General features: G+C 62.4%; 19 protein-coding genes. 2 read left to right on the top strand and 17 right to left on the bottom strand.

Translation table 11 applies throughout. The features are described 5' to 3' along the window. Window positions 1-15: 15 nt before the first annotated feature. From ACW7G2_RS02040 to ACW7G2_RS01990, 11 genes are all read right to left on the bottom strand, one after another. A complete protein-coding gene (locus tag ACW7G2_RS02040; RefSeq protein WP_456972196.1) occupies window positions 16-714 on the bottom strand; it encodes a zonular occludens toxin domain-containing protein in 699 nt (232 codons plus the stop codon). Then, window positions 711-1,019, bottom strand: a complete 309-nt coding sequence (locus ACW7G2_RS02035) for a DUF2523 family protein (protein WP_456972194.1) — start codon at window positions 1,017-1,019, stop codon at window positions 711-713. The genes ACW7G2_RS02040 and ACW7G2_RS02035 overlap by 4 nt, the downstream gene beginning before the upstream one ends. 4 nt (window positions 1,020-1,023) lie before the next feature. Beyond that, a complete protein-coding gene (locus ACW7G2_RS02030) occupies window positions 1,024-2,682 on the bottom strand; it encodes a hypothetical protein (RefSeq protein ID WP_456972192.1) in 1,659 nt (552 codons plus the stop codon). Window positions 2,683-2,773: 91 nt separating this feature from the next. Beyond that, window positions 2,774-3,019, bottom strand: coding sequence for a hypothetical protein (locus ACW7G2_RS02025; RefSeq protein ID WP_456972190.1), 246 nt, complete (start codon window positions 3,017-3,019; stop codon window positions 2,774-2,776). Beyond that, on the bottom strand, window positions 3,012-3,218 hold the full coding sequence (locus ACW7G2_RS02020; RefSeq protein ID WP_456972188.1) for a hypothetical protein: 207 nt from the start codon (window positions 3,216-3,218) through the stop codon (window positions 3,012-3,014). The genes ACW7G2_RS02025 and ACW7G2_RS02020 overlap by 8 nt, the downstream gene beginning before the upstream one ends. 3 nt (window positions 3,219-3,221) lie before the next feature. Continuing rightward, the gene (locus ACW7G2_RS02015) at window positions 3,222-3,542 is read right to left on the bottom strand and encodes a hypothetical protein (RefSeq protein ID WP_456972186.1); all 321 of its coding nucleotides are present in this window, start codon (window positions 3,540-3,542) and stop codon (window positions 3,222-3,224) included. 3 nt (window positions 3,543-3,545) lie between these two features. Continuing rightward, window positions 3,546-4,595, bottom strand: coding sequence for a replication initiation factor domain-containing protein (locus ACW7G2_RS02010; RefSeq protein ID WP_456972184.1), 1,050 nt, complete (start codon window positions 4,593-4,595; stop codon window positions 3,546-3,548). 67 nt (window positions 4,596-4,662) lie between these two features. Next, on the bottom strand, window positions 4,663-4,887 hold the full coding sequence (locus ACW7G2_RS02005) for a hypothetical protein (protein WP_456972182.1): 225 nt from the start codon (window positions 4,885-4,887) through the stop codon (window positions 4,663-4,665). Continuing rightward, window positions 4,880-5,017, bottom strand: a complete 138-nt coding sequence (locus ACW7G2_RS02000; RefSeq protein ID WP_456972180.1) for a hypothetical protein — start codon at window positions 5,015-5,017, stop codon at window positions 4,880-4,882. Before ACW7G2_RS02000 ends, ACW7G2_RS02005 begins: the two co-directional genes overlap by 8 nt. Window position 5,018: 1 nt before the next feature. Further along, the gene (locus tag ACW7G2_RS01995; RefSeq protein ID WP_456972178.1) at window positions 5,019-5,207 is read right to left on the bottom strand and encodes a hypothetical protein; all 189 of its coding nucleotides are present in this window, start codon (window positions 5,205-5,207) and stop codon (window positions 5,019-5,021) included. Continuing rightward, complete coding sequence (locus ACW7G2_RS01990) at window positions 5,204-5,371, bottom strand: hypothetical protein (RefSeq protein ID WP_456972176.1); 168 nt, start codon at window positions 5,369-5,371, stop codon at window positions 5,204-5,206. The genes ACW7G2_RS01995 and ACW7G2_RS01990 overlap by 4 nt, the downstream gene beginning before the upstream one ends. Before the next feature lie 136 nt (window positions 5,372-5,507). Between ACW7G2_RS01990 and ACW7G2_RS01985 the strand changes: the two genes are divergently transcribed. Continuing rightward, entirely contained in the window at window positions 5,508-5,861 is a 354-nt protein-coding gene (locus ACW7G2_RS01985) for a helix-turn-helix domain-containing protein (protein WP_456972174.1), read from the top strand. Window positions 5,862-5,898: 37 nt separating this feature from the next. Here ACW7G2_RS01985 and ACW7G2_RS01980 read toward each other — a convergent pair whose 3' ends face one another. The 5 genes from ACW7G2_RS01980 to ACW7G2_RS01960 form a co-directional block, all read right to left on the bottom strand. Beyond that, complete coding sequence (locus ACW7G2_RS01980) at window positions 5,899-6,312, bottom strand: hypothetical protein (protein ID WP_456972172.1); 414 nt, start codon at window positions 6,310-6,312, stop codon at window positions 5,899-5,901. A gap of 36 nt (window positions 6,313-6,348) precedes the next feature. After that, on the bottom strand, window positions 6,349-9,837 hold the full coding sequence (locus tag ACW7G2_RS01975; RefSeq protein ID WP_456972170.1) for a DEAD/DEAH box helicase family protein: 3,489 nt from the start codon (window positions 9,835-9,837) through the stop codon (window positions 6,349-6,351). A gap of 57 nt (window positions 9,838-9,894) precedes the next feature. Then, a complete protein-coding gene (locus tag ACW7G2_RS01970; RefSeq protein WP_456972168.1) occupies window positions 9,895-11,016 on the bottom strand; it encodes a Fic family protein in 1,122 nt (373 codons plus the stop codon). 408 nt (window positions 11,017-11,424) lie between these two features. Beyond that, window positions 11,425-12,570: a restriction endonuclease subunit S gene (locus ACW7G2_RS01965; RefSeq protein WP_456972166.1), complete on the bottom strand. Its 1,146-nt coding sequence runs from the start codon at window positions 12,568-12,570 to the stop codon at window positions 11,425-11,427. Next, window positions 12,567-14,048 (bottom strand): type I restriction-modification system subunit M, encoded by a 1,482-nt coding sequence (locus ACW7G2_RS01960; RefSeq protein ID WP_456972164.1) that lies wholly within the window; start codon window positions 14,046-14,048, stop codon window positions 12,567-12,569. Before ACW7G2_RS01960 ends, ACW7G2_RS01965 begins: the two co-directional genes overlap by 4 nt. A gap of 174 nt (window positions 14,049-14,222) precedes the next feature. Between ACW7G2_RS01960 and ACW7G2_RS01955 the strand changes: the two genes are divergently transcribed. Then, window positions 14,223-14,375, top strand: coding sequence for a hypothetical protein (locus ACW7G2_RS01955; RefSeq protein WP_456972162.1), 153 nt, complete (start codon window positions 14,223-14,225; stop codon window positions 14,373-14,375). Between the two features lie 268 nt (window positions 14,376-14,643). Here ACW7G2_RS01955 and ACW7G2_RS01950 read toward each other — a convergent pair whose 3' ends face one another. Next, complete coding sequence (locus ACW7G2_RS01950; protein ID WP_456972160.1) at window positions 14,644-15,141, bottom strand: hypothetical protein; 498 nt, start codon at window positions 15,139-15,141, stop codon at window positions 14,644-14,646. Window positions 15,142-15,179 lie beyond the last annotated feature (38 nt).

The following is a 15,179-nucleotide window of genomic DNA, read 5'->3' as shown; positions in this document are numbered from 1 at the left end:
CCCGGCGCGGCCGCGTCACCGCTGCCGCGCCGGGGCAGGGGGGGCCGACTCGCTCGCGTTGCTACCCGAGCTGTTGATCGTCTTGAAACCCGTAACGGCCCCACCCACCAGCAGCAGCGTGCCGACGCCCATCACCAAGCCTCGTTTCATCTTCGATGACATAGAGCGCTTGACGGTGTGCACCTGGGCGGATTCGTACTGCTCATACAACTCTTTCGGGAACGCCCACGTTTCTACGTCATACCGTGCCCGAGCCCGCTCACTGCGCACATTGTCCATGACCTCGTTATGCCGCCAAATCTTCGACGATTCCTTGCCGTTGACCCGCAGCAGGTGTTCGTGCAATCCGACCAAGCCCCGAAGGTGCGTGTCCAGGTAGTCGGGCTGCTGGGTAATCACCACCAGCCGCACGCCCATATGCCGGATGGTCTCCATCGCGGTGAGATATTCGGGGGCTTCACCCCCGCGCCGGGTACGGAAGAACTGTTGCGCTTCATCCACCACCAGCACCGAGCCTTCCGGGAGTTCACGCCAGTTACGCGGATCCTCGAAAGGGATGTGCGGCAGCTTCAAACCGTTGAGATTGCAGACGAAAAGGACCTCGCCACGGTCAACAGCTTCCTTGCAGAATTTCACTGTACGCAAGGTTTTGCCGCTGCCCGGTAGGCCGGTCAGGAGCGTGATACTGGCGGTGCTGCCGATGTGCTGGGTCATGCCCGCTTCCCGAGGAATACGCGCTTACCGGCTAGCAGCAGGTACGCGCTGACGATGATCGAGAACACTTCAAAGATGCCAAGAGCACGCATCCACTCGGTTAGCTGAACCGGCAATGCGTTGATGTTGGCATCGATCATCTGGATTGCCGGATCAAGAACAAATTCGTAGGTGAAATACGCAAGGCCCAGGACGCCCAAAACCCGCATGACGACCGCAGCACCGTAGGCGAAGAAGAACCAGCGGAGCACCTGTATAAGCACGCCGGCAATAGCACCACCGGCCAAAATCGCAGGAAAGGCCATGACGTCAACTCCCGATGATGCGCAGCGCCCAAATGGTCGCCACGGTGATAAACAGCAGGCGCAGAGCGGCCAGCAGGTCGCAGAACACCGCTGGCGGTGTCCAGGTGCCGCCCCACGGAACCTCCACGCTGATGATTGGACACGACCCGCCGACGCCGTAGCGGCTGGTCACGATGCCAACATTGCCGGTCCCGCCCGGTTCGCCAAAAATGCTGGTGAACTCGGATTCCATGGCCGAAAGATCACCCTCCAATGCGCTAACGATCGACTCGTTTTCACCTTTGGCCGCTTCTGCGCGTTCCTCGTGGCCGCAGATCGAGACACGCATCGCCCGAAGCTGCTCGGCGTTGGCGTTGGTACCCTCGACGGTAAACGGAGATTTACAGTCACCTACGTCGCCAGTCACCTTGGCCGCGTTGCCAGCCTCGACGGCGCAGCGGGTGGCCCATGCCTGATTGACGATCGCGACCACCTGGGGATCACCGCCACGCCCGACAGGTGGCGCGTCACAGTCGCCGCCGCCGTCAATGCTGCCCTTGTCCTCGTCGCCCTCGCCGTCGCCGCCGCCGGGAGTACCGGAGCCGTCCGAAGGTTCGCCCTGGTCACCGGTGCCGGGATTCGTGCCGAACTGCGTTTCGTAATTCGTCGTTGTCGTCGTCGTGGTGCTGGTCGTGTTGCCGGTCACTTTCTGGATAGCCGCAACGATGGATTGCCCGACTTTTTCGAGCGTGTCGCCAGTCGGCAAATTAAAGTTGGACGGCGGTATTTCAGTGGGGCCTGGGTTGCGCTTTTGGAGCGTGTTCTGGTCGGACTTCTCGCCGGTTTCGGTAGGCGTCCAACAAACTTGGCGCTGGCCGTTGGCCGTGGTGTAGCACTGCTCGCCATTCGGTTTGATGCAGAAGGACTGCCCATCTGATCCGGGCGTGCAAGTTGCCTTGTCATCGCGCGCCGGGGGCGTGTCCTCGGTCGGAGGCGTGCCGGGAGGAACGTCGCACTGCTCGCCGCTGTATTCCAGACTTCCGGCGCACAAAAGACTGCCACCTACAGTGGTGCAGGTGTAACCCTGCCCGCTTGCTGAGAAGGACAGCGTGCAGCCCGCGATGCAGTCGGATTTCCACCCCCTGGTGGTGGGGACGCCGTAGCCGGGTTCCTTATTGCGCTCCAAGCATTCCGACGGATCAAAGCACCGGCCCATATCCTCACGCCATTCACCACCGCCTGGGCACGCTTGGGCAACCAGCCAATCACGTTGTGCCACCGTCGCACCATTCGCGCATGTCTCACTAGAAAGGCCCACTCGAATGATGCGCACCTGAACACGTTGAGCCTGTCCCCACTGGCTGCCGTACGTTGAATAAGAGGGCGCACAAACTTCAACTTCGCGGGTATTCCACGGGTTGTCCCTAAGCTGCTGGGCCTGAACTTCTGCCCTAGCTTGCGCTGCCGCAACGCCATCACTCGCATTAGGGCACCACGCGGAGTCCACATCCGCGAAACACTGGGCGTAGCTTTGAGCCCGCGCCTGCCCAAGCAAGCCGAGCAGCGCATAGATCAGGACGCCAACAACGATCCACACCGCCCGCCGCACAGCCGTGCGCTTGATGTAGTCGCCCCACCTCATCGCAGCATCACCGCGCAGGTCACGGCGCTTGCGAGCGTCCACCACACCAGCATTACGAGACCTTCCACGGCGTCACCTCATCAAGAAAAGGGGCCGAGCGAACCCGGCCCCGAATGGCCCGAAGGCCGGTCAATCAGCCACGCTTGAGCAGGCCCATGGCACGCAGCGACCAGCTGCCCAGCACGTACGCGCCGATCACGGTCACCGCGATAGCCGTGTACGTGGTGATGGCGGCGATGATCGCGGTCTCATCGAAGCCGTCCTGTGCCATCGCGAAACCGGACAGCGGCACCAGGGCGGCACCAGCGGTCATGGCGTGGAACTTGGCCTTGCTGGCCGTGTTGGCAGCACGCTGCCGGAAACCCTTGTTCTTATTCATTGTCGAAACTCCTTGGAGGTGAAAGCAGCGTCATTGCTGCAATGACGGCCAGTGAAAGGAACATTGCCCCCCCAACGCCGTTGGCCTGTTCCAGCGTCGGTAACGCATCCAGAACAGATGCGTGTTCAACCCATGCAGCCGCCGCGCACTCGTGCGTGGCTTCCACCCATTCGATGCACTGATAGACGCGGCGGCTCATGGCTTATTTCTGTGCCTGCGCAGGCTTGGCCGCGCCGTTCACCGGCTCCCAGCTGTGCACCCGCAGCGAGATAGCCAGCTTCTTTTTTGCGTCCAGGTAGACGGCGGAACGCTTCGGCTTGTAGCGACCGACCGGCAGCGCGTCCGCATCCGTTGCGCCGTCGTCGTGCTGCAACTCCACGTTGCGCAGTTCGCCATTCGGCATTTCCAGCTGCGCCCACTGGAAGCGGATGTCATACGGGTTCCCGGTGCGCCGGCTGGTGCCGCTGTTGCGCTCGACTTCCGGGTTTTTCACTTCAATGCTGATGAACTCGTTGCTGCTCATTGGTCATGCCTCCTTAGGCACTGCGATCTGGCCGGTATCGGCCTGGACTTCCCCGGTCGGGGAAAAAAGGATTGCGGTAATCAGCTGCGCCGCATCTTCTGGACGCGGGCACCACGCCGGCAGCTTTGAACGGGCCGTGCCGATCAACAGGCGCGACAGCTGCGCCTCATCGCCACCCGCTGCATGCAGGAGCGCGTTGACCATCGGGCCGTACTGGTGGCGAAAGTGGCGGACAGCCCGAACACAGTTCGCGAGCACTTCTTCAGCCGCGATGCGCAGACGCTCACCGACCGCGCCGACGAAATCGAGCACCGGATACGCGCCGACAAGGTAAGGGGCTGGATCGACCAGCATTTCAAGCGGCAACTCACGCCGGTTGCTGGCCTTCAGTTCCGCTTCGTAGCGGACCCAAGGGCTGTTCAGGTCGCCCTGCTCCTTGCCCTTCTCGTAGACCCGCAACAGGTTTTCAGACTTGCGACTACCGACATAGAAGGTCTTGCCGGTGTCGTTGCCCATGTCATCGATGAGCCGCGCCTTTGGCCGCTGGCCGCGCTTGTCGAACTCGCCAGCACCGTACTTTTCGATGGCCCATGAAACCGGGTGCTGCCCGGTAAAATCATCTGCCGCAATGTCGATCCGCGTAATACGCGCATCGAAGCAGCCCAGCAGCGAAGCCAGCAGCGACCACCGCTGCGCATGGTCACTGCCGCCGCTGGATTCATACATGCGGCAACCTGCACCTGTCAGTTCAATTCGCGCTGTCCGCGTGCCGTCCAGGCGGAGGGTGTTCACCCCGCCAAACTCAATCAGGCCAACGTGGTTGTCCGACTGATCCATCAGCGAGAACCGCCACGCATAGAAGCGGCCCCTGCCCTGCTCACCAACCTTGAACAAGCCGGGGAAGAACTTCTCTACGAGCACATGCACCAGCGACGACGCGCAGGCACCTACACCGTTATCCAAGTCATCGAAGATCGCTTGCCGGTCATCCAGCTTCCCGGCTTCATCCAGAACAGCGGGAAAGTCGAAGGCAAAAGCCAGCCAGTCCAGCACCACTCCAATCTGTTCAGTTTCACTGACTCCCCTGTTAGACGAGGGGAGTCCAACAGCCCCGGCCCGATCAGCCATGCCCGACCTCCACAAACTTCGCGGTCTCGGCCATCAGGCGAGTCCAGGCCGCGCTATCGACGCGCAGGCAGATCATTTCGAGGTCATCGGCCCAGTCATCGGGATGCACCCCGGCCAGCATCAGCTGACGACGGCGGGCCTTGATCTGATCCTGCGTGCGCCGGTAGCCCTCGACACAGCGGCCATAGCCGAGAGAAATCACCCAGCGGCTACCCATTGCGCACCGCCTGGACTGCTACGAGCGTCAGCACGCCGAGCAGGAAGCCCACCGCGAACGCGATCGACAGGGCGTAGCCCGGGAAGACGATCACGGCCCGCCAGAAGTCGCAGGGAAGAAGGCCGCACATGTCAGCGGCCCCACTCATCAGCGGTCGGAACGTAGCGGGAGAATTCGCGGGCTTCGCGCTTCCACTGCGGTTCCCACAGCGGGCGGCCATCGGCAATGGCGTGCATCAGTCGGAACGATGCGGGGACCGTGAAAATCACGACAGCCACGAGGAGAGCCACGGCGAGGGCGTCGGTCTGTTCGGGCGTCATGACTGCGCCACCCGGAAGGCTTCATCGGCCATGCTGTAACAAGCAAAAGCCCAGAGGTCGGCGGTGTCGTAGTCCCGCACTTCGACCGCTGCAAGCTCGCGCATACGCGCATCAATGATCGCGCTGCCAAAGCTGACAAGGTGCTGCTTCTGTTCTTCGGTCATGTCCCTATCCCCTGCCCTAGCGCCCTAGAAACGCCCCTCGCCGTCTAGGGCGTCGGTCCGGGGCGTGTCCCGTGCTTGCGGGACAGAAGGCATGTAACCTGATTGCGGGACGTATGTCAACCGGATGCGGGACAACATGAAAATTGCAGACCTTATCGACCAGGCCCGCGCTAAGCGTGGAATCACTTCAGACACGGCTGTAGCCGATCATTTCGGCTTGAACCGACAGTCCGTATCGAAGTGGAGGAAAGGCGAGGCCTACCCCACGCAGGACCACATCACCGAGCTAGCGGAAATGGCTGGGGAAAGCGCTGCGCAATGGCTGGTTGCCATCCAAGCAGAAAGAGAAAAGGGGAAGGCCGGTCAGGTCTGGACTGCCCTTGCAAAACAGCTAGGGGCGGCTGCCGTGCTGGTGTTGGCAGTCGCCCTGCCGTGGCCTGCCAAGGCTCAAGCTGAACCGGACGCAGCTATATACATTATGCGCAATTAACCCGTAACTGATCTGCATTGCATCCACCCAGCTCCGCTCATTGACTGGTAGCTCGACAGCGGCCACCAATATGGTCCCAGCCGTTGGGCAACCGTCGATAGATGCGGCCGTTGATGCACGCCCGATCTGCTCCCGTCCTGCGTGCCTCAATCGTCCCGGGCAATGCTGGCGCCGACCGAGCCTGCGCCCGAGGTGCCGAACGCTGCGCAACCGGCGGCACGTCGGCAATGATGGATTGCGGCCAGTCCGAAACCAACGCCGACATCTTCGCGTCCAGGTCCGCAATGTACCGCTTGACTTGCCAATCAACGATGAGCCCGATGATCAGCGAATGCGCGAGAAGCGCGATCAGAACTGCACCGACGACGCTCCAGAACCCGAGTGCTGCCCGAGGCGCTTCGACCCTGTCACGGAAACGCACACCGGCAAACCCTTCTGATGGATCAGGCATAACCGCCCCTCCTGACACTACGTCCAACCCGACAGCCTATGCCGCCGCCCGGCGATTGATTTCCTCGATAACCCCGACGATGGTGTCGGCATCCGCGTCACTGAAGGCGCCATCCAAGCCCTGGTAGTGCAATCCAGTGAACGGTGGCTCATACAGCTGCCCCGGCTCCATCACCCCGCCCTGCGTCAGCCGGTCGATGATCATCTCGACGAAGCGGATCTGCTGACTGGTGTAGCGGTTCTCATCCAGGAACTCGCCGAAGGCGTCCTTGGCCGCGTTGCGGTCCAGACCGACCAGTGAACGGATGAAAGCGGTCAGGGGCCTGTCACTGCCGAAGCTTTCCTCGAAGCGCTTGCGGCTTTCCACCACCGCGGACTCGTAGACGAAGCGCTCCAGCTCGGACAGGTCGGTCGGCGTCAGCGGCCTGTTGTGCTTGAGCTTGGCAATGGCGACGTGGTGCTCGTTGGCCCGGATGTAAGCCTCCACCTTGCGCTTGTACTGGGCGAGATTGATGCCGGTGCTGAAATCCTTGAGCCCGACTTCCTTCGCCTCGCCGATCTCATCGGTGAGCACCGTGTAGACCGGCTTGACCGCCTTGCGCTCGATGAACTTCACCAGATCGCGCAGCCCACGGCGTACCGATTCGATCATCGGCAGCGTGATGTCCTTCCAGAAGGTTTCGGTCTGCACTTCCTGGATCAGCGCCAGTTTCGCTTTGACCGCCGGGATCGCATCCATGGTCTCCAACGCCATGGCGATCTCGATGATCCGGTCACGACTGCCGATAAAATCCTGTGTCCTGTTGATCAGCGCCAACTGCAGGTTGAGACAGACCAGGTCGAACAGCTTGGCGGTGATGTGCTCGGGATCGCGCTCGCTGGGCAGGCCCGCGACATGTTCGCGCAGGTCGGCCAGCGCACTTTCGTCGATCCCGTTCCATGCCTTGCGCTCGCGGAAGCGGCTGACGTGCTCTCCTTGCGGCCGGACGATGAAATTGTCGAGGTTCATTGCCGCGACTTCGTCATGCAGCTCGTCAGCGACCTCCTCGCGCAGGGCCACCAGCCCGTCGTACCCGCCCTGGCCTTCACCAAGGTTGCCAGCGGCTGCCGTATCGCCCCCGGTAGGGGCAACCATCGGCAGCATGGAAAGAAGCTCCAGGCGACGCTTGAACAAGCGTTTCTGCAAGGGCTCGCTCAGAGTGCCGGCAGCGCCGGCCGGATGCTCGTCGAAGTACTCGAAATTGGCGCAGAAGTCGAAGATGAAGAACTCCCTCTTGTCCTGGCCCGGGCCAAACAGGTCCGGGCACAGGCGCGTGCCCCGCCCAATCATCTGCAGGAACTTCACCTTCGATCGCACCGCCTTGAAAAACACCAGGTTGACGACTTCGGGCACGTCGATGCCGGTGTCCAGCATGTCCACCGAGATTGCGATCTGCGGCAGCTTGGCTGCGATGCTGAAATCGTCGATCAGGCTCTGCGCGTAGTTCACCGCATGGGTGATGACCCGCGCGAATGTTCCCCTGTAATGCGGGTAGTGATGATCGAAGCGCCGGGCGATGAACTGCGCATGCTGCTGGTTGACCGCGAAGATGATGGTCTTGCCCAGCTTGTCGCCGCCGTCCACCTTCAGCCCATGCTCCATCAGGTGCTGCAGCATCAGGTCGACGGTGTGCTCGTTGAACAGCCGCTTGTTGACCTCGGACGCGTGGATCTCGTCGGGCGGCTCACCGCCCTCGTCGTGTTCGTCCCAGTCCAGCGCCTCCCAGTGCTCCTTTTCCTCTTCGCTCAGTTCGTCGTAGCGGATGCCCTCGCGAATGAACCTGACCGGCACCGACTGCGCACGCGGCGGAACCAGGTAGCCATCCGCCACCGCCTCTTCCAGGCCGTAAGCATCGGTGGGCACGCCGGTTTCCAGCCCAAACAGGTGGTAGGTGTCACGGTCCACCTCGTCGCGCGGGGTCGCGGTCAGGCCGACCAGGTAACTGTCGAAGTAGCGGAAGATGGCACCGTACTTCTGGTAAACGCTGCGGTGGGCCTCGTCGATAATGATGAGGTCGAAGTGGCCGACGCCGTATTTGCGGCGGTCGCCCTCCATCTCTTCGATCAGGCCCATCATCGTCGGGTAGGTGCACACGTATACCCTGCCCTGCCCCTTCCTGTCGGTCACAAGATTGACCGGGCCGGCATCCGGCAGGTGCGCCTTGAAGGCATTTGTGGCCTGCCTCACCAGCGCCACGCGATCGGCGAGAAACAGCACGCGCTTGACCCGATTGGCGCGCATCAGAACGTCAACCAGTGCGATCGAAACGCGGGTCTTGCCGGTGCCGGTAGCCATGGTCAGCAGACCGGCCCGCCGGCCCTGCGCCAGCGACTCGGTCATCGCGCGGATGGCGCGCACCTGGTACGGGCGTCCGGCGATGGCCGGGTCAACCTTCAGGCTGCGCGGGTCGGTCTCCAGCTCGCGGCGCTGGATGGCGAGTTCCAGTTCTTCCCTGGTGTAGAAACCCTGCACCTCGCGCGGCGCCGCCCGACAGTCGTCCCACAGCCAGGTGTGGTGTCCGTTGCTGTAGAAGATCAGTGGCCGCTGGCCTTTCATTTGCTCCAGGCAGTCTGCATACAGCTTGGCCTGCTGCCGGCCCACGTCCGGGTCCTTCAGGCTGCGCTTGGCTTCCACTACCGCCAGCGGCTGGCCGTCCGCGCCCCACAGCACGTAATCGACTAAACCATCGCCCTTCTGGTTGGGCATGCCGGTGACCGGCAGTTCCGCCGTGGCGTTCTTGCCCAGCTCCCATCCAGCCTCGCGCAGCAGTACGTCGATCAGGAAGCGGCGGGTGTCGGCCTCGTGGTAGTCGTGGTCGTCCGGCACCGCGATGTTGGCAGCCTTGGCCCTGGCCAGTTCGGCGCGCAGCGCGGCAAGTTCAGCGTTGACCTGCGCCAGCGCGGATTCGCGCTCGGCCAGCGTCGCGGCAGCTGCGGCGATGCTGGCCGAGCGCGCCTCGATCTGCGCATGCTGGGCCTCGATCTGATGCCGGAACTGCGCTTCCTGCTTTTTCAGCTCGTCGCGGGTGAAGGTCACCGCCTCGTCGGCACGCACCAGGTGCGGCACGCGCTTATCGATCCAGTCGGCGACGATGCTCTTCGGATCGCTGGCACGGGTGTAGGTGCGCGCCAGCCAGAACAGCACATGGAACAGCTCGCGCACCAGCCGCAGGGCGTCGCCACTGCCGACGCGCTGGTTGCCATGCACCGCCTGGTTGCCGACCTTCTGGATCAGCCGCGCCTTCTGGTGAATGTGCGGCGGCAGCAGCTGCTCGAACTCCGGCTGCGTCAGCAGCACGTTGAGGCTGCGGTCGTACGGCATCCGCAGGTCGCGGTCGTTCTCGTACAGCCAGTGCACCGCCTGTTCCAACGCATGGCGGGTGCGCATGCCGCAGGCGCGCGGATCGGAACGAACCAGCTGCTCCGCGCCCCTGGCCGGCTCGTACAGCGGCTTGAACTCGGCCCGCAGAAACTCGAAGTTGCTCATTGCGATCCCCCGGCAGCTCCGACCATACCCCGACTTATAAAGAGCCGGCGGGGCGCGTCACACACGGACGAGCTCCATCAACGGCTCAAATCGGTACATGGCCGAGCGTCGTCCGGCCGGCTGGCGGACCACCTGCAGCAGTCCCTCCTGCAACAGCACACGGCTGAAGCGGGCGGCGGTTTGCGACGGAATGCCGGCGCTGCGCGTGAAACGGCTGTTGCTGAACACCGGGTGGGTGAACAGGTAGTCCAGTGCCGCCACCGCGTACTTGGATGCCAGCAACTCGGCAAAGCGGGGCTTCATTTCCTCGTACAACTGGCCAATGGCCTGCGCCGCCTCCAGATTGGCGATGGCCTGCTGCTCGACCGCCGCCAGGAAGAATGCGCACCAGCCCTCCCAGTCGTGATCTGACGACACCGCACGCAAACGGCCCAGGTACTCGTCCTTGTGATCCTCGAAATAGCGGCTGATGTAGAAATGCGGCGCGCCGATCACCCCGCCCTGCCACAGCATCAGCGTGATCAGCATGCGTCCGACGCGGCCATTGCCGTCCTCGAACGGGTGCAACGCCTCGAACTCGGCATGGACCAGCGCAGTGCGCAGCAACACCGGCACCGCTTCATCGTTGACCAACCGGAACAACGCCTCCATGCCACCGGGCAGGTGCTCCGGCGCGATCGGCACGAAGCTCACCCTGCGGCTGCCGCGCTCGCCGATGTAGTTCTGCTCGTGCTTGTAGACACCGGGCGATTTGGTGGCCCCACGGCCGAAGGACAGCAACTGGCGGTGGATGCTTTTCACCAGTGACTCCGACAGCGGCTGTCCCTGCTCCATCCGCAACTGGGCGGTATTGAGCGCACGCCGATACAGCGCCGTCTCGATGGCATCGGATCGGAACTCCTGCGCGGCACGCTCATCGTCCTCCTCGAACTCGACCTCGAGCTGGAGGATCTCGTCGAGCGTGCTGATGGTGCCCTCCATCCGCGAGGACACCACCGCTTCCTGGCCTCGCAAGGGCGCCAGGAACAGCTCACTGTTGTGCATGCCACGCAGCATCTGGTCATAGCGCGCCAACGCCGCCGTGGCCCCCAGCAGGCCCGGCATCAGGCGCCCGTAGTCCAGCGCGCCCGGCGGAAACTGCCCGGAGTGATAGGAGACGGCTTGACTAGTGTCGATCATGGTCACGGCAATTGTTGTTAACGAAAAAGGAAATTTTGATCGCAAAAGAGCTTGCTCATCACCCGTTACCGACAATCTATGTTGTCGTTAACGGCAACGCACTTTGCAATGAACAACCCGATTTGTGCACAACAGATAACCAACAACCCCACTTGACGTCAACGATAGTCTAAATATTGACGACAAGCCACCAGCCTACCTGTGACGCACACGCGCGCTTCAACCGACGTTTGTACCGGCGTTTCTACCGACATCCGAACGCTGGCAAGTGAGAGTGAGTCCAACGAATCCCGGGAACGATGTGCAGCGGTTGGCCGCCTTCCATGCGCCCAGCCGCTCGGCGATGTCCGCGACCAGCGCCGTCATGCGGTGGGTGAGCTGGAAAGGCGGCTGGTAGGCGGGCATGGGTCAGAGGGTGCCGGTGAAGGCGCGGTGCTGGAGGCTAGCGAAGAGGCTCTCCAACCGACTCGCCTGCTCCTTCAATCGTTGCGCTTGCCCTTCAATCTTTTGAATGGCTTCGGAAAATTTGGCCTGCAGCCCGCTCGGAGGCACTGGAATCTCTACCCCACTGACCAAATCAATGTTCAGGTTTTTGACCGTTGCGCCGGGCGCCCGCCGGGCGAACTCGGTGTAGATCGAGGGCGATGACAGCGCGCTATGCAGGTAATCCTGGCTGGTGCGTGAGTCCTTCGGTGATAGGACAAGCCATCCGTCATGGATACAACCCGAAGTCCGGAGGATGTAAGGGCGACCAAAGCTCATTGAATTAGTCAGCAGGAAGTCTCCGGGGTGCACCCGTCGCGAACGACTTACCCCTTCTTTTCTAATCTTCTTGCGCGTGCTGTCGATGTACTTCGAACCTTCAACGGTGTCGCCGATCATGATCCAGTTGATCCCGTCTGGAGAGTCCGTGATGTACGCATCGATGGGCCTTGGCGACCCGCCTCTTGCGATCTCGAAGAGACTTGCAAGCGATTCCTTGGGCCAATCCTTTGGATTTGAAACCGGATCGCCAAACATGTCGAGGAACACGGACTGCAACAGCTGGTCGAGTTTTGCGATGGCTTCGCGGCGCTTGGCGCGCAGCGCGTCGGCCTTGTCCAGGATCGCCGCGATGCGCTGCTGCTCTTTTAGTGGAGGTAGCGGGATCGAGATCGCTCGTAGCTCCTTGACTGACAGGTGCTTGACCGTAACGAACGGGGTTCGCGCCTCGATTGCCTTCAGCGCATTCGGTAGAAAGCGAATCAGGTACTCCAGACTCAATCGATCGTCAGACGATTCAACGCGACAGACTCGCTGGTTGAGTAATGCCTTGCCGCCTTGCCAGACCCCAAGATTGAACTCGCCATCCATGCCGATAAGGGCGTCGCCATCATTTACAACGAAGTCTTCTCGATATGGTCCCGGATAGAACGTCGAGGACCGCCCGGCTGTCACGTCCCGGATTCGAACAAGAGGAAGTCCATCGCCGGTATTGTTGAACTGCTCGGACTTGAAGGCGAAACCGCTAACGATTGAGGCGATTTCGTCAAGGGCGACGATCTCTACGCTCACTTAAACATTCCCTCCAGTTCGTCCATCCCCCGCATGATCTCCGCCTCCAGCTCTTTCAGCTCGGCGAGAATCTGCAGCGGCGGGTCGTATTCGACCGCCTCGTACACCACTTCCTTGTAGCGGTTGATAGACAGGTCGTAGCCGTTGCCGGCGATCTCGCCCTTCGGCACCAGGAAGCTCTGCTCGGTGCGCGCACGGTCGGCTTCGGCATCGCGGTTACGCCAGCGCGCCAGGATGTCCGGCAGGTTGTTTCTCTCGTGCTTGCTTGCATCCAGCGGATTGCGCTTGTCGTCCAGCGAATAGCCGTCGGCCTGCATGTCATAGAACCAGACGTTGTCGGTGCCGCCCGAGTCGGTCCTGGTGAACAGCAGGATGGCTGTGGATACGCCGGCATAGGGCCGGAACACGCCCGAGGGCATGGAGACGATGCCGTCGAGCTTCTGATCTTCCACCAGCATCCGCCGCAGGGTTTTATGTGCCCGGGATGAGCCAAACAGCACGCCGTCGGGCACGATCACCGCGGCGCGCCCGCCGGGCTTGAGCAGGCGCAGGAACAGGGCCAGGAACAGCAGCTCGGTCTTCTTGGTCTTGACGATCTGCTGCAGGTCCTTGGCGGTGCTCTCGTAGTCCAGCGAGCCGGCGAACGGCGGGTTGGCCAGTATCAGGCTGAACTGCCCGGCCACGCCGGCGTGGCCTTCGCTCAGGCTGTCGCGGTTCTCGATGGCCGGGTTCTCCACCCCGTGCAGCAGCATGTTCATCGAGCCGACCCGCAGCATGGTGCTGTCGAAGTCGAAGCCGTGGAAGGTGTCGTGGTTGAAGCGCCGCGCGGCTTCTGGCGTGGCGTAGATCTCCTGGCCGTGGTGCTCGCCGAGGTATTCGCTGGCGGCGACCAGGAAGCCGGCGGTGCCGCAGGCCGGATCGCAGATGGTGTCGGTCGGCCTGGGCGCCATCATCTCCACCATCAGCTTGATGATGTGCCGTGGGGTGCGGAACTGCCCGTTCTGTCCGGCCGAGGCGATCTTGCCGAGCATGTACTCGTACAGATCGCCCTTGGTGTCGCGGTCGTCCATGGGGATGGCGTCGAGCATGTCCACCACCCGGGCCAGCAGCGCCGGGGTGGGGATGGTGAAGCGCGCATCCTTCATGTGGGTGGCGTAGGTGGAATCCTCCGCCCCGCCCAGGTTCTTGATGAAGGGGAAGACCTCGTCGGCTACCAATGCATACATCGCCGCCGGGTCGCCCAGCGACTTGAATTTCGACCAGCGCAGCTTCTGCTGCCCGCTGTTGAAGATGGGGGCCTCGACCGGCTGCTTGATGCGGTTGGCCTTCTTCTCCTTGACCGTCTGCAGCTCGTCCAGCCGCTTGATGAAGAGCAGGTAGGTCATCTGCTCGATGACCTCCATGGGGTTGGAGATGCCGCCGCTCCAGAACGCGTTCCAGATCTGGTCGACCTGGGTCTTGATGCTGCCTGTAATCATGGTGCTCCCCTGCCCTCGTCCATTGCAGTCTTCCGGCACCAAGCGGCGCCGAGCCACTCCCGGTTCTCCGGGTGCAGGCTAGCGTTGGACTTGCGGGCAAGCTGGTTGTCGATGAATCGCTCTACATTGTCGTGGACTTCCCGCGTCGCGTCACGGTCGACCTGCCAGCGGTCGGTGTCCATCGGCTCAAGGAACCACGACACGACCGTCGACGGGCAAGTGCTGGATGAGGCGCCCGAATATTTCGAGAAGATGAGCGAGATCGAGGCGCGCCGCACTGGCTCAAACCCGGGAATTGGAATTTCCGGCGTGAAGATGATGCCTTGACTGAGCTCGGCGCGGCATACCCGTCAAACATATATCCGATCCATAAGAAGCGGAAATAGCAGTGGTCGATGACGGTCGCCTGATCACCGGCCAAAACCCTACTCAACGACGGCGGTGGCCAAGGCGATCGTGCGCGGCCCGCGCAGCGGTGAGAGTCTTACCCCCGATAACTTTCCCTGTCTTCCGCAAATTCCCAGTCCAGATTAGAGAGGCCCCGCAAGCGGGGCCTCATGGTTGCTGCTGATCGGCGGGTCTGCCGACGCCGCGATCAGCGGCCGTCGCCGTCCGCATCGCCCGGCAGCGCCCGTTCGACGCGATGCCATGCCGCGCGTGTGGCGTGCTTGGCGTCGTTCCACTCCAGGCGCGAGTTGCCCCTGGCCTGCTCATAGTCGGTACGCAGGTTGTTTTCGGCCTGCTCGAAGCTCTGGTCGGCATAGCGTGAACGGGCTTCGTAGCCGGTGCGGTAAGCAGGCTGGTAGTCCTCGTATCCGTACTGCTTGTTGGCGTACGGCTCCTTGGAATAGTTCTCACGCCAGTACGCGTCTTCGACCGTCGGATTCATCGCCTCACCCGCAGCCTTGCCACCCAGGCCGCCGGCCACCACGCCTACAGCGGCGCCTACCGCCGTGCCTACGGGCCCTGCTACGGAACCGACGGCCGCGCCAGCGACACCGCCGGCCGCCGCGCCTACGCCGGTACCGACCGGGTGCGCACCGGGGGTGCCGGTGATCGGGTCACGGTTGGCATCGTGCTTGTCATTGCTCATGTCGCTCTCCATTGATGATCGGCCGATTGCCGATTACC

The sequence above is a fragment of the Luteimonas sp. A277 genome (assembly GCF_054052045.1).
The sequence above is the reverse complement of the archived record's forward strand: the minus strand, read 5'-3'. Positions and strand labels throughout refer to the sequence as shown.

Coding starts and splice junctions, on each gene's coding strand:
- ACW7G2_RS02020 (WP_456972188.1), bottom strand. CDS start 3,218: ATGAGCCGCCGCGTCTATCAGTGCATCGAATGGGTGGAAGCCACGCAC.
- ACW7G2_RS01975 (WP_456972170.1), bottom strand. CDS start 9,837: ATGAGCAACTTCGAGTTTCTGCGGGCCGAGTTCAAGCCGCTGTACGAG.
- ACW7G2_RS02040 (WP_456972196.1), bottom strand. CDS start 714: ATGACCCAGCACATCGGCAGCACCGCCAGTATCACGCTCCTGACCGGC.
- ACW7G2_RS01995 (WP_456972178.1), bottom strand. CDS start 5,207: ATGACGCCCGAACAGACCGACGCCCTCGCCGTGGCTCTCCTCGTGGCT.
- ACW7G2_RS01950 (WP_456972160.1), bottom strand. CDS start 15,141: ATGAGCAATGACAAGCACGATGCCAACCGTGACCCGATCACCGGCACC.
- ACW7G2_RS01960 (WP_456972164.1), bottom strand. CDS start 14,048: ATGATTACAGGCAGCATCAAGACCCAGGTCGACCAGATCTGGAACGCG.
- ACW7G2_RS02035 (WP_456972194.1), bottom strand. CDS start 1,019: ATGGCCTTTCCTGCGATTTTGGCCGGTGGTGCTATTGCCGGCGTGCTT.
- ACW7G2_RS01990 (WP_456972176.1), bottom strand. CDS start 5,371: ATGACCGAAGAACAGAAGCAGCACCTTGTCAGCTTTGGCAGCGCGATC.
- ACW7G2_RS02015 (WP_456972186.1), bottom strand. CDS start 3,542: ATGAGCAGCAACGAGTTCATCAGCATTGAAGTGAAAAACCCGGAAGTC.
- ACW7G2_RS02000 (WP_456972180.1), bottom strand. CDS start 5,017: ATGTGCGGCCTTCTTCCCTGCGACTTCTGGCGGGCCGTGATCGTCTTC.
- ACW7G2_RS01970 (WP_456972168.1), bottom strand. CDS start 11,016: ATGATCGACACTAGTCAAGCCGTCTCCTATCACTCCGGGCAGTTTCCG.
- ACW7G2_RS02005 (WP_456972182.1), bottom strand. CDS start 4,887: ATGGGTAGCCGCTGGGTGATTTCTCTCGGCTATGGCCGCTGTGTCGAG.
- ACW7G2_RS02025 (WP_456972190.1), bottom strand. CDS start 3,019: ATGAATAAGAACAAGGGTTTCCGGCAGCGTGCTGCCAACACGGCCAGC.
- ACW7G2_RS01980 (WP_456972172.1), bottom strand. CDS start 6,312: ATGCCTGATCCATCAGAAGGGTTTGCCGGTGTGCGTTTCCGTGACAGG.
- ACW7G2_RS01985 (WP_456972174.1), top strand. CDS start 5,508: ATGAAAATTGCAGACCTTATCGACCAGGCCCGCGCTAAGCGTGGAATC.